The organism is Priestia sp. VA7 (assembly GCF_055710015.1).
In genome coordinates, this window is the sequence record NZ_JBVQPN010000004.1 from 150,546 (window position 1) to 164,255 (window position 13,710).

The window sequence follows — 13,710 nt, forward strand, 5'->3', positions numbered from 1 at the left end:
TAGAGCAAGAATACTTTATTTAGCACATTATTATAACGACATCATCTGCCGCCCAATACTATCTCCTTGACCAACATCAATGTAATGAACTTTCATGGTTTTAGGCGTTGCAGCGTATGAGGAAGCTGGAGCTGCAACAATTCCTATTCCTATAGCGAGTGAAGAAACAATTTTGATAACACGACTTTTCATTGTTTTATCCCCTTTTGATAAATGTATTTTTATTTGCATTGTTCATTTATAGCAAAATTAATTTTACTACACGAAATCATAAGTTAATATAAAGTAAATTGAATATTTTTACTTATAAAGGTGTAAAAAGTCGTGTTATACATGAGAATTAGTAGTAAAATGGAGGTAAATAGTAATGAAATGTACTGTTTTAGGAATTTTAGTAGATTGACATTTTAAAATGACCTTATCTTTTCACCTCTAAGATACAGAAACATTAGTTTCAAACAGTCATTCTTAGCTTTTTTTATATTGAGACCGAAACTCAGAACAAAGAGTTGTTTGCCTTTCTCAAGATGATGTTGATCACCTTATTAAGTTCTTGCAGCACTTAAACAAAAAGAAAGTCCCTTTATTATTTATCTAATTATATTCAATTAATGGGTTATTAAAAATATCTTGTACCTAACAGGAGTAACAAGTTTTTCAATGTGAACGTATCGAATTAGAACGCGTGATATAGGAAGAAGAAATCTAGTCGTGATATATACTAATAACAAACATAAATATGATGGAGGGCATTATGACGAAACGATTAGATTTACGTGTCGACTTTGCGTTTAAATCGTTATTTGGCACCCATGGAAATGAATCCATTTTAGCTGCCTTTTTAAATGCGGCACTTCGCTTTCCAGATGAGAAGAAGATTCAAACGGTTCAGTTATTAGATCCGCATTTTAATAAAGAAAACCAAGAAGATAAACGTTCGATTTTAGATGTACACGCGCAATTAGAGGATGGAAGCCGCGTTAATATTGAAATTCAACTTAATAATAAGCTGATATGGAAAAGCGAACACTCTATTATTGGTCCAAAATGTATAGTAGCCAAATGAAGGAAGGCATGGATTACGGAGAGCTTTGTAAAACCATTACAATTAATATTGTTAACTTCCGTTATTTGTCCCATATTCATGATTATCACTCAACTTTCTAGCTGTATGAGCGTGAACAAAAATTACTCTTAACTGATATGCTGGAAATTCATTTTATGGAGCTACCTAAGTTATTAATTAAATGGCGTAATAGAGAGGTAGATCCTCGAGAAGATCAACTTGTGCGATGGTTATTATTACTTGAAGCATCTGAAGATGAAGAAATCACTCAAGTATTGGAGGAGATTGCGATGCAAGAAGATCAGGTATTAAAGAAAGCAATGGATGAATGGGAACGTGTGAGCCAAGATCCAGAAGTATTACTTGCTTATGAAGCAAGACGAAAAGCTCTTTTAGATGAAAAATCTGCTTTAAAAAGAGCAGAGAAACTGGGAGAAGAGCGAGGAGAAAAAAAGGGGATTCAGAAGGTTGCTTTAGGCATGATTCAAGAAGGTATAGACAGTAAAATGATAAGTAAATTGACAGGTCTTACAATAGAAGACCTAGAGAAACTTCGTTACCAATAAATATCAATAAAAAGAGCTGTATCTTACGATACAGCTCTTTTTATTATAGATTAGGTACTTATTTTTCGTTACTCAGATAAAATAACAAACCTCTTGTTCTAGAAGGAATTTTGTACTATTTCATAGAAAGTGGCCCCTTGGTGCAACTATAAGTACAAGATTAAAAAATAAATCTTACTGTTCCTTTAAATCTTTCTCCACCTGTATGCTAATTTTAGTAAGGTATTCTTCTTCGTTATTAGTTTTCATCGAATCGTACAAGTACTCTTCATACGCGTCACCTACAATAGAATAGCCTTCTGTCTTAATAAAATTAGTTACATGGAGGTAGGAAGACTCAATATTTTTATAAGGTCCTTCGTGATAATAAATGGCATAAAGACCTTCTGGCCTTGATTGTCCTGTGTCCAACTCACTATAAGAAAATAAATAATCAACCCTCTCAAACCTCTCTTGAATTAGGGTATCTTTTGTTAGTAAAGATCCAATAGGTACCGGAACTTGCAAACCTATCTGTTTTCCAAAATGATTATATTGCTCTGACCATTCTTCTACAGTATTCATGCCCTCATTTGAGATTTTATTGCTTAGAAGGATGTACTTTTTCTCCGTTTTTTGGACATAAACTTTTCCAAATTCGACACCTTTCAGTTCCTCTTCCGTTGAAATAATCTGCTTAAAGAAACGTTGAATTTGAAGCAATTTTTCAATTTCTTTTTCTACTATAACGGTTTGCTGATTTGCCATTTGAATAAATTTATGAGTGTTTTGGGAACTAAGATATTCTTTTAGCTCCTCGATTGATACACCTAATTTCCGAAGAGACTGGAGTGTAGAGAATGATTTAATTTGATCATAGGTATAATAGCGATAACCATTTAAAAGTTTCCCCGCAGGTTTGAAAAGATTAATTTTATCGTAATAAAATAATGTATCTTTCTTCACTCCCACGTAGCTAGCAAATTCTCCTGTAGTTAAAGTTTTAGTTTTTCTCTCCAAGTTGAAAACTCCTCTTGACTATAGACTAACTCCATACTTCATACTCTACCATAAGCAAACGCTATATCATATGACATGGAAGGTACATCAAGCTATATAAGCTTTTGCATAGCAATCTATACAGACGGAGGTTTCCATATGAGTAAGACAAAAAGAAGTACACTATACCTCTTACTTATAAACATATTTATTGTTTTTTTAGGAATTGGTTTAGTCATACCTGTATTACCGAGTATTATGAATGAATTGAACATTAGTGGTACAACTGTTGGTTATTTAACAGCAATATTTGCCCTAACACAATTAATTATTTCTCCATTTGCGGGGAAAGCAGCTGATAAATTTGGCCGTAAAATCATGATAGTAATAGGATTATTTATCTTCAGTCTATCAGAATTATTATTTGGAACAGGGGAAACAATCGAGTTATTGTTCGTATCACGTATTTTAGGCGGTGTTAGTGGTGCTTGTATTATGCCTGCTGTGACAGCTTTTATTGCAGATATAACAACATTAGAAACACGCCCAAAGATGCTAGGATATATGTCAGCAGCTATTACTACTGGATTAATTATAGGGCCAGGCGTAGGTGGCTTCTTAGCTGAGATTGGCACGCGAGTACCCTTTTACTCAGCTTCAGTTCTTGGATTTGTTGCTGCAATCTTATCCGTTACGCTGTTAAAAGAACCCGCGTCTCCTCAAGAAGAAGTAGAGGTCAAAGGACTAATAGAAAAAAAGATGGGCTTAAAGAAGATATTCATGCCTATGTTCTTTATTGCTTTTGTAATCATTTTTGTATCGACATTTGGGTTAACAGCATTTGAGTCATTCTTCAGTTTATACGTTGATCATAAATTCGCGTTTAGTCCATTGGATATTGCTATTTCAATCACAGGCGGTGCCATTATAGGTGCAATATTTCAGATTGTACTATTCGAACCGTTAGTAAAGTACATGGGTGAAATTAATATGATTCGTTGGTCATTGGTAGTATCTGCGATTTTAGTTTTTACAATGACATTAGTGAGCTCTTACTGGACGGTTATGACAGTCACATTTACCGTATTTATAGGTGCGGATCTCATTCGCCCAGCCGTAACAACGTACTTATCACGCATTGCTGGTAACGAACAAGGCTTTGTTGGAGGAATGAACTCTTTTTTCACTTCCCTGGCCAACGTATTTAGCCCCATCTTAGGTGGCATTTTATTTGATATTAATATTAATTACCCCTACTATTTCAGTACAGTTGTCATTATCATTGGTTTAGCCATCACTATACTATGGAAAAAACCTAAGACTGAAGAGTTAAACCTATCTAAAAAGAGTACCTTGTAAACTCTTATATGTAAATCTGATTTCTCATCTATTTCATGAAAAATGGGCTATTAAGACAACCGCCAGCATATAAAAACCCATTACTTCTTACATAATTAGCTCCCCCTTACTTACTGCGGTAAGAGTTCTTTTTATTTTTCGATTGGACAGGCAAGCTTACTGCAGTAGCTACATAGTATCTAAAGGCTATCTACTTCGTTAGCGTTACTGCGTTAATACAAGCTTTATGTATGTATTGGAGCTAATTTCGAAAGGAGGTTATTGTTAATTTGTTTTTGATAATAGTCTTGATAACAAATCATCAAAGATTTTACGATCAAAAAATGAGAAAATAAAACTTATTAAATACATTCGTTTTTGAGATTGGTAACACAGAAAAATGTCATTCTTCAACTTACTTAAGGTGGCTTTTTATTTCGAGAACCGAATATTTAAGAAACTCGCTTGATTATTGAATATCATTGCAAAGCCTTATTGAACAAAGGCTTCCTCCACCTTCTAATAATTAAGCGATTAAAAATTTTTAGCTTTTCTATACTAGGGGTCACGTCACCAAAAGTAAAAAGTTACACGTTTAGATACATTTTATGCGGTTACCTGTATGTTAAGGAACTAGATATTGTTATTTTATTATTCTTTTACCTTTACTTAGTAATTTAAAAATACTGCTATTATAGCAGTATTTTTGTTAATGTAAAAAATCTAGAAATACGTAAAAAATAATATTATTACTCTCATCTTCAAGCAATAATATTATTTTTTATTTTTGTCTAAGGACTTCAATGCGTTTCGATACTCATTATCATTCATTTCCTGTTTCTCTTTATTACTGCCTTTATCTAAATTAGACACTGCTTGACGAAACATTCCATCTTTTTCTCCTGTATGGCGACTTTTCCTTTGCTCGTGAGTAGGTGGTTCATGAGGAATTTCATTTCCTACTTCTACTTCAATTTTCTTTCCACTTTCATCAACAGCTGCTTCTTTATATTTTTTAGTAAGACTAATGAATACAATAAGAATTGCTAATGTCAAAACAAAATAGATGGAGAGTGCCAATAAGGCTGGTCCAAGTCCTGCCTCCAATCTTCCATCATAATAAAGTAATGCCCTTATTCCATCCACAATATATCTTGTAGGTAGAATATGACTGAACAGTCGATGGACGGTAGGTAATGTTGATAGAGGAAATGCTCCGCCACTAGAAAATATCCCCATAAAATTCACCGGGAACATTACTAACATTCCCCATCCACCTAAAAATACTGCTATCGTTTTAAATAACAAAAACATGGTTGTACAACTAAAGAAAGTAAACAGGAATATCGTCCAAATGTTTGAAGCATGTGCACTCCCAAAAATTCCAAATACCCCTAGTTGAATAAAAATTGAAACACAGAAAGTTAAAATGATACCAAAAATTATTTCTGATGTAAGGACTTCAGATTCACTTAATGCAGATCCTCTTTTCTTCAAAATACCATTACTTCGCAAAAGATATCCATGTATCATATTTGCACCCAACATTCCAGTAATAGAGGATATAAGGGCCATGACAAACGGTGTCATTCCTTTATTAAGATTAACCGGCAGCCTCAGTACATTTTTGGAAACAACCTGTACAGGATTTTCTAATAATGAAGCATTCTCTGGTGCTACTCTCATTCCTTTTTGCAGTAATTCATTTTTTAGTTGACTACTAATTCCTTTAGAAGCAGTTAAAGCGACTGTATGAAGGGTATTACTCGCAATCATGGATGCAGTTTGCCCAATCCCTTCGTTCAATAAAATTTCTAAATCAGCAGGTTTATCATTTGTAAGACCGGAAATAAGCGTATCATGGACTCGATCAAGACTTTTTGAATAGTCTGAAGGGATAATTAATGCGCCATATGCCTTGTTATTCCTTATATCAGTGAATGCTTGTTTCCTACTTTTATCAACTTCCCATTTAAAAGAGTTCCCATTTTGCTTTTCGATAAGATTTAATAATATGGCATCGCCAACTTTTCCCTTATCTTCATTTACAACAATTAGAGGAACATCAGACATGTTTTGTTTTGCACCTTTAAATATAGGCAGATATACAAATACCATGACTAACATTAATAATGATATTAACCAAATTGGAAACCATGAGGAGCTTAATTTAAACAATTGCTTCACGATTCAATTCCCCTAACAATGGATATTTTTTATTCATTTTATTATGTCCAGTTTGGTATCGATTATTAGGTTATAAAAAGACACCTTTCATAGTTACAGGAAGGTTTCTTTTGTTGGAGAAAATTAATATTTCTTCAGTCTTTTATTTTCAAAAAGACTTTCTGAGTTGTCGCATTTGAAACATCGTAGAAGAACAGAGGAGCATACCAACGAGTTGTCCATATATGTGTGTTTTCGTTTACGCATGCATCAAGTAGTAGCTTAAACGATTCATTTGTCGATTGGCTACAGCAAACAAACAGGTGGAGGCTTGTCCAGACAAAAGAAAATGGGGAGAGCCTCGAACTTAAGCCAAGATATCTTTCCATATTGTTTCACCATTTTACATACATTTGATAGTGGGATGCCGATTCGCTCCATTGGCATTTCCTTATCAAACACTAGCATTCAAGAAGAGGAGCAAATGAGCTTATTTGAGGATATCGATCAGCGTGAAGGAGCCTATGCTTTTGCTAAAACGATTGATGACATTCGGCTGCGTTATGGCAAGAATAGTGTACTACGTGAGTCTAGTCACCTTCCTCACTCGACAGCTCGTTATCGAAATAGTCTTACAGATTAATTTCACCTTAATTGAAGCCTTACGTACAAATAAATAAGTGTACCTTACATATTATAAAAAAGGGCAGTACATAACAGAGAGAAGGTTCATTCAGTTTGTCGATTCCCTTGGTAATTGATTTTTTTATTGATAACGTATTTGAGTTAAAGAATAAAATGAGATTAAGCGAATTCATTGATGCTCGTTTTATGTAAGGATAAAATAAAAACGTATTTAAAATAAGCACTAACTAAAATAGGAAATAGTCAGTGCTTATTTAGATAAAGTATTAGTTATTTTTTTCTACTGTATGGCGTTATGTTTATTATCGATTTCATAACTGTTTTCTTTTATATTATTACATTTTAAAATTTTTGAATGATAATAACTCCGACAATGATTAAAACTACTCCTATTACTCTAGGAATGCTTAAAGAGTGCACATGCACTCCTATTAATCCAAAATGGTCAATTAAAGTAGAAGCAACCATTTGACCTGCAAGAATGTAAGCAACTGTAGCAGTAGCTCCTAGACGAGGTATAAGTACAATAGAAGCAACTACATAAAAAGCTCCTAACAGGCCTCCGGTCCATACCCACCACGGTGCTGCGAACCATTCTTTATTTACACTCATACCTTTTCCAAATAAAGATATAATAAGCAAAATAATTGCACCAACTATAAAAGAAATAGTCGAAGCAATGATAGGGGAATGTACGACAGATCTCAATTGAGCATTGACACTAAATTGAGTAGGTAAAGCCATGCCAGCTAATATTGCAAATATAATTAAAAAAATTATCATTATATTCCTCCCACACCTCTTTTATATTCAACAGAGCTGATTGCTACTGAGAATTGTTACTATTTATCCTATGTTTAATCTGTAAATAAACGTAAATTATTAATGTCTATTTCAGTATTTAAGATATCTCTTCATTAAGAATTTTATTTACTTCTTCAATAATTTTAAAATATGACGGTTAGCTATACCTCATTACTTGTCTGGCAATGTTCATTTATTCAACAAATAAGGTATACGGTTACTATTTCAACAAACAAAAAGCGCATTCCTATGTTGATTTATAGAAATGCAGCTTTTTAAGTTGTTATTTTATGTTTTAAATATAAACACCCACCAGATTATCTATTAAGGTGTGAAACGTTTTGCTTCACTCTCTTCTGGATAATCTAATTCATTTGGTGTATAGCTAATGAGTTGGATTAACATTCCCCAAGGTGCACGATCATATACAAAATGTGCATTTTTCCCACTAAGGAATTTACAGTAATAAAAAGCCCAATTACTCAATTTATTGACTGAGAAACTGGGCTTTTTCGTTACTACATAAAAGTGTCCACTCGTTGAAGTTTATTACTAAAATCTTCTTGCAGATAAGCATGCCTAAGTGTAAATACAGCATTTTAAACGGTCATCTGTTTTTTTCAATTTTACTCAGAGATTGATCGAATAGGGTAATAATCAGAATAAAACAAATGATTAAACTAAATAGTGCTAGATGATGGATTCCTTTTGTATTTGCTTCAGATTTAAAAAACAATCCGTTTGTTGCAGAAGAAAGTATAGTTCCCATGTACATAAAGGTTCTTAATAAACCAGCTGAAGCACCAATGTGTTTGAGCGAAGCCTGAAAATAGACAGCATTTTGGTTAGCTAAATTCAATATCCCTTGGGGAATTCCAAATAGGATAGCAATGATAACAAGATAAACCAGACTGCAAAATGACTATCTATCCTCGTATTTCTAGATTTCGAGCTATTAAATAGGTCTTACAAAGGATACCCCTGACTTCTTTTAGGTTGGGTGCTGAAATAAAAGGAGAATACATTTATTGTTAAATAGGTGAACATATTAACATTTTTAGTAAATAGGTGGTAGAGAAATTGCAGGGGTATAAAGGTGTTTTACAACAAACTTTACTTATAGAGATAGAAAAAGAGAGGGAGAAGATGATTCAAGTAGCACGAGAAGAAGGTATAACAAGTGATCGCACACTTCAAGTGAGCCGATCCATTGATCAATTGTTGAATGAATTACAGAAGGTAAGCTTAACGAAGTAAGTATTCGTCTCTTTATAAATAAGAAACGATCGCTTTCTCTCAGCATTGGCCTAGCAAGAGAAAGCGATAGCTTTTTAGTAAGTGGTGATTAACTTACTAATCGACTTGTAAATTATAAATAATTTGGATAATAAAGTAAAGATGTTTTTATATTTTTATTTATATATTAAAAGCTATCTCAACATTAACAAACGAGATAGCTTTTTAGTAGGAATGCTAATTATAAAGTACCAAAATATAACCGCATGTACACAATAGCACATTTTTGCTATAAGGACTAATGGTTAGGTACACTGCCATATGTATAAAAGGTAGGTTTTTTATACATTATCCTCTCAACTGATAAACGGAAAAAATCAGTTATACCAAAGACGTATAAGAAACTGTATATCCAATAAAAAAAACTTCCAAGAACCCTTATCTATAAGGGTTCTTTCGCTTGCTTGGTTCCTTGAAGAGTGATTATGATAACTAAGATTGTATATGATATTTATAGCGTTTGCTTGTTTTAATCCCATATTCTAGGGCGATCAACCCCCATGATCCTTAGATATTGTAAGAGTTGTCCAGCATGTACGGATTCATGATAGCCTATCCGCATCAACATATCACCTAGGGAACGAACGTAGCCCACATCTGAACGGTCTATTTGAATAGTTGTTAAATCTTCTTCAGAAAAAGTACTAATCATTTCTAAAAATTGTTGGTGGTATGATTTTGCAAATTCTAATTCATCTTTTACAGAATTTAATGGTCTCTTTTCGAAAGGAGAATTAAATTCCCTTAGACTACCTGAATTTTTAATAGCTAAGTGGTAGTAATATTCTGATTCTAAAACATGACGGATCATTTCTAAACATGGCATAGCCCCTTTATCCGGATTCCAATCGAGTTTATCTTCAGGAATTGCTTCCCAAACCTTTATACTTCTTCTTCTAATCTCTTTTAAATTTATTAATATTATATCTGTTACATTCATCTGTGCTCCCCCTTTTATCAATATTTTGCATAATTTCTCTAAAATAAAAATGTGAATTTCTAGCTAAACTTATTTCGAGTACTTCTGGTTCTTATAAAATCAATTATGATAACTAGAACTATTCTATTAGGAATAATAAACGGTTATAAAAATTAATTAAATACTATTTGTTTCTTGATTAATTTACATTTAATGTTAAAAATGATCATTTTTAACTAAAATTAAATTTAGTGATTTTAGCATTTTATTACATTTTAAATATTTATTATATTTATGGTATAGGGGATTTAGAGTAACCAGCTATAACATTTGACAAAAAAACTGTTATTTCATCTGGATTTTACACATGGGTACTAACACCGGTTCGCTTGTTCAACCATATTACCAAAATGTAAATAATAAGGGAGTGAAGGACTTGCAAGTAAAACGTTGCCTTTCCGCATTGTGTTTTCTTTTTGTTATGATGGGATTTATAGCAGTGCCCACGAACGGGGCGTATGCAGAAAAAGAGTATACAATTAAAACATTTGATTATGTAACTGTCGATGGAAAAGATGTAGATTCTCAGGTCAAAATGAATAGCATTTCCAACAAAGATATACAAGTAACCATGGTTCTACCTAAACAGAATAAAGAAGGCGCTTGGTTGGCATATGGGTTTACGAGCCGGGAGGCTTTGAACGCATTTATTGAGAAAGATAAACAGAGACTTCAAAACAAAGTCACCATGATGGGCAGTGGTGCTTGTTGTACGGATTTCTACGAGTCTAAAAATAAAGGAGGCCAGTACATTTATTGGAGAGACGGTTTTAAAAACTTGCCTTCCAGTTGGAACGACAGAATTTCGTCTTTAAGCACGGCATCACCTTCTTCAAGCTATTCAACGACTCTCTGGGAGCATACTTCATCTCAAGGGTATGGCAAAGGAGTCTCTTTTAGACACTCTGATTGGTATGGTAAAACTGCCAATATGGCTTCAGATTGGGATAACAAAGCTTCGGCAATTGAAATAAAATAAACAAGAGATTATGAGCGAATAAGTAAAGATTTCTTAAAACCACTATTCTCTCACTTATTTAGAAAAAGCGAGGGAATAGTGGTTTTTTATGGACTTTGTCTCAATCTGAGCAAAGGTTTCTTTTAGAATTTATTTATTTAACCTTGTTGATTTAGAAGTAAATTTCTCTTTATTTTTAAACAAGTTAACTCCATAACCTGCAAGACCTCCAATAATTGCAGGGAATATCCAACCCAATCCAATATGGTAAAGAGGAAGATAGTAAGTAAATAATTGATCAATACCAGGGATGTGTAAGCCAAAATCATTTAATCCATCTACCAGGCTTACAACAAACGTTAAGAATAGGCTACCTTGGTATACCTCAGCACATCCTTTAAATAAAGAATGAAGGAATGTCAAAAAAATTAGCACAATTGCTAATGGATAGAGAACTGTTAAAACAGGTACTGAAAAAGAAATTAATTGATTTAATCCGACATTTGCAATTATTGCGCTAAATATGGATAGGCTAATCGCAATTTTCTTATAAGAAATAGATGGTAATAATTTATGGAAATAAGAAGAGCATGCAGTAATAAGTCCTACGCTAGTTGTCAGACAAGCTACTGTAATCATTAAGCCTAGCAGTACGCCTCCGTATTCTCCAAAATAATAATTAGATACTTTTGCTAAGACCGCACCTCCGTTATCTAAATGCCCAAGCTTTTCTACACTTGAAGCACCCATATATGAAAGGGCAGAATAGATAGTTGCAAGAATAATAGCAGCAATTCCCGTAGCTTTTAGGCAAACAGTTATAATTTGCTTCTTTGTTTTAGCGCCTTTTTCTTTAATTGCATTGATAATAATGATTCCGAAAACGAAAGATGCAAGAGTATCCATTGTTAGGTATCCTTCTTGGAACCCATTAAAAAAAGAGTTTGTTACATATTTTTCTGTAGGTGCTTGAAATTTTCCAATAGGATGAATAAAAGCTACTAGAACTAGAATTCCAATGAATGTTAATTTAATTGGCGTTAAGAATTTTCCGACAATATCGACAATTTTCGCCGGATTGAGAGAAAAAAAGCATGTAATACTGAAAAATATAATAGTAAATATGAGTAAAGCTATAGAACTAGAGCCTTCAGAAATGAAAGGTTTAAGTCCAATTTCAAAAGAGACATTACCTGTTCGTGGGATAGCAAATAAAGGTCCAATAGCTAGATAAAGAACAGTTGTAAATACTAAACCAAAGATAGGATGTACGCGACTTGCTAATGATTGTAAATCTTCCTTTCCGGAGAATCCAAAAGCTAGTACACCAAGTAAAGGCAAGCCTACTCCAGTAACTAAAAAACCCGCATTTGCTGACCAGATATTTGCTCCCGCTGACTGACCGAGCATGGCAGGGAATATTAAATTTCCAGCTCCAAAAAATAATGCAAATAACATTAAACCAATGATTACTATAAAAGAAAACGGTACTTTGTTTGACACGGTGAAACCCCCATTAATAATATTCTTCATAAAAAATTAAATTTTCAGACAACTTAAACTGCAAATAACTTATCTTTTTTGTATTATAAACAGTCAAATTACATATTTCAATATAAAAAATAAACTTTTTTGATAAAATTTAAAAAATTATCAATTTTCAGTTCATTATGCATTGTTAAAATAAAAATAATATTAAAAACCAAAATCTTTATTCAAATCGCGTACATTAAGTAGTTTAATATGGTTATTATCTTTTGAGAAGACATAAATAATATTCAAAACGCGTATATTATTCTGTTAACTAATGAGATTTAATTACATGCAAGAAAGTTTATAAATATAGTACTACGAAACTTATAAAGCTTTTGAAAATGGGCTAAACATCCAAAAGTAAAATCAATTATTTAATATCTATAAAATACATAATAAATTTTATAGATACTAAAAAGACCTTATTAACATATTAATTAAGGTCTTTTTATCATTATTTCTTATTCCGATTAAAGCCAACGATGTATATTACTTTCAAAGCACTTGATTTGACCTTATCTTTTTCTTTTGAATCCAAAACCACTATATAAGCTATTGCTAATGAGATAAAAGCAGCAATACTAAACTTTATGTAAGAAATCTCTAAAGCCCAAAGGCCGTATTTGTCTGCATTTAAACGATACATAGACCACCACTGTCCATTTTCACCTTTAAAAAATGAGAAGATAATCCATAAAAGAACTAAAAACAAAAACCATGAAAAAAAGATAATATAGTTAGTCATTTTCTTATTCATTTGCTATCTCCTTTATCTTCCAAATTTACTCGTGATATTCTTGTCTTCTATTATATTAACAATAATCGGGAAAACTTTAGAGTTTTTATTGAATAAAGAACGTTTGTTCGTATATAATGGAGAACAAACGTTCTTTATTTGAGGAGTTATTCCAATGGATTATGAATATCTACCAAACAGGGTCATTATTTGTATTGATATGAAAGCATTCTTTGGTGCGAGACGTTAATCTCAAAAGTTAGGCTAATAACCTAACGGGGAGGGATTGATCTCAATGGAATCTGAATTTAGATTACAAGAGATACAACTTTTTCAGTGACAGAAGGAATGATTGAGTAACGCCTTGAAACTTCTGCGGTAATACGCCCTAACCTCAAGTCGCAGCAACGGCTTGGGCGACCATAGCTGGGTAACGTATGCATGAAAGTAACCCGAAGTACCTCTCATGAGGTAACCGAAAGCCAAAGGGAGTAATAAACCCGGTGGAACTGGACGAGTAATGTATGCCGTGGATTATATACGGTGAGAATGTGATAAATCACTGACGAACTCGCGAATGTACGCTTCGATAGCTTTACGGCTTAGAAATGAGTCGGGTCTGAAAAGATGACTTGGTTTAAGGAA

At 33.0% G+C, this 13,710-nt stretch carries 11 protein-coding genes and 1 pseudogene; 5 read left to right on the plus strand and 7 right to left on the minus strand.

Annotated features, from left to right (window positions below):
• Positions 1–30: 30 nt before the first annotated feature.
• The gene (locus AC0C45_RS18630) at positions 31–192 is read right to left on the minus strand and encodes a hypothetical protein (RefSeq protein ID WP_016765086.1); all 162 of its coding nucleotides are present in this window, start codon (positions 190–192) and stop codon (positions 31–33) included.
• Positions 193–754: 562 nt separating this feature from the next.
• Here AC0C45_RS18630 and AC0C45_RS18635 point away from each other — a divergent pair.
• Positions 755–1,632 (plus strand): annotated as a pseudogene (locus AC0C45_RS18635) (Rpn family recombination-promoting nuclease/putative transposase).
• Positions 1,633–1,806: 174 nt separating this feature from the next.
• Here the strand turns inward: AC0C45_RS18635 and AC0C45_RS18640 are convergent.
• Positions 1,807–2,631: a MerR family transcriptional regulator gene (locus AC0C45_RS18640; RefSeq protein ID WP_171777379.1), complete on the minus strand. Its 825-nt coding sequence runs from the start codon at positions 2,629–2,631 to the stop codon at positions 1,807–1,809.
• A 138-nt stretch (positions 2,632–2,769) separates the two neighbouring features.
• Here AC0C45_RS18640 and norA point away from each other — a divergent pair, with 138 nt between their 5' ends.
• Positions 2,770–3,969, plus strand: coding sequence for a multidrug efflux MFS transporter NorA (gene norA, locus AC0C45_RS18645; protein WP_472928494.1), 1,200 nt, complete (start codon positions 2,770–2,772; stop codon positions 3,967–3,969).
• A 753-nt stretch (positions 3,970–4,722) separates the two neighbouring features.
• On the opposite strand, the gene AC0C45_RS18650 is transcribed toward norA, so the two are convergent.
• Positions 4,723–6,135, minus strand: a complete 1,413-nt coding sequence (locus AC0C45_RS18650) for an ABC transporter permease (RefSeq protein WP_257063819.1) — start codon at positions 6,133–6,135, stop codon at positions 4,723–4,725.
• Between the two features lie 274 nt (positions 6,136–6,409).
• Here AC0C45_RS18650 and AC0C45_RS18655 point away from each other — a divergent pair, with 274 nt between their 5' ends.
• Positions 6,410–6,757 (plus strand): DinB/UmuC family translesion DNA polymerase, encoded by a 348-nt coding sequence (locus AC0C45_RS18655; RefSeq protein WP_269138155.1) that lies wholly within the window; start codon positions 6,410–6,412, stop codon positions 6,755–6,757.
• Positions 6,758–7,101: 344 nt separating this feature from the next.
• Here the strand turns inward: AC0C45_RS18655 and AC0C45_RS18660 are convergent, their stop codons facing one another.
• The gene (locus AC0C45_RS18660) at positions 7,102–7,542 is read right to left on the minus strand and encodes a DMT family transporter (protein ID WP_016766641.1); all 441 of its coding nucleotides are present in this window, start codon (positions 7,540–7,542) and stop codon (positions 7,102–7,104) included.
• A 1,101-nt stretch (positions 7,543–8,643) separates the two neighbouring features.
• On the opposite strand from AC0C45_RS18660, the gene AC0C45_RS18665 reads away from it, so the two are divergent.
• The gene (locus tag AC0C45_RS18665) at positions 8,644–8,820 is read left to right on the plus strand and encodes an aspartyl-phosphate phosphatase Spo0E family protein (RefSeq protein ID WP_016766643.1); all 177 of its coding nucleotides are present in this window, start codon (positions 8,644–8,646) and stop codon (positions 8,818–8,820) included.
• Positions 8,821–9,328: 508 nt separating this feature from the next.
• On the opposite strand, the gene AC0C45_RS18670 is transcribed toward AC0C45_RS18665, so the two are convergent.
• Positions 9,329–9,799, minus strand: a complete 471-nt coding sequence (locus tag AC0C45_RS18670; RefSeq protein ID WP_016766645.1) for a DinB family protein — start codon at positions 9,797–9,799, stop codon at positions 9,329–9,331.
• Positions 9,800–10,259: 460 nt separating this feature from the next.
• Between AC0C45_RS18670 and AC0C45_RS18675 the strand changes: the two genes are divergently transcribed.
• A complete protein-coding gene (locus AC0C45_RS18675) occupies positions 10,260–10,817 on the plus strand; it encodes a hypothetical protein (protein ID WP_034655218.1) in 558 nt (185 codons plus the stop codon).
• A gap of 129 nt (positions 10,818–10,946) precedes the next feature.
• Here AC0C45_RS18675 and brnQ read toward each other — a convergent pair whose 3' ends face one another.
• Both brnQ and AC0C45_RS18685 read right to left on the minus strand, forming a co-directional pair.
• Positions 10,947–12,299 (minus strand): branched-chain amino acid transport system II carrier protein, encoded by a 1,353-nt coding sequence (gene brnQ, locus AC0C45_RS18680; RefSeq protein WP_047933817.1) that lies wholly within the window; start codon positions 12,297–12,299, stop codon positions 10,947–10,949.
• A 484-nt stretch (positions 12,300–12,783) separates the two neighbouring features.
• Complete coding sequence (locus AC0C45_RS18685) at positions 12,784–13,086, minus strand: hypothetical protein (protein WP_257063813.1); 303 nt, start codon at positions 13,084–13,086, stop codon at positions 12,784–12,786.
• Positions 13,087–13,710 lie beyond the last annotated feature (624 nt).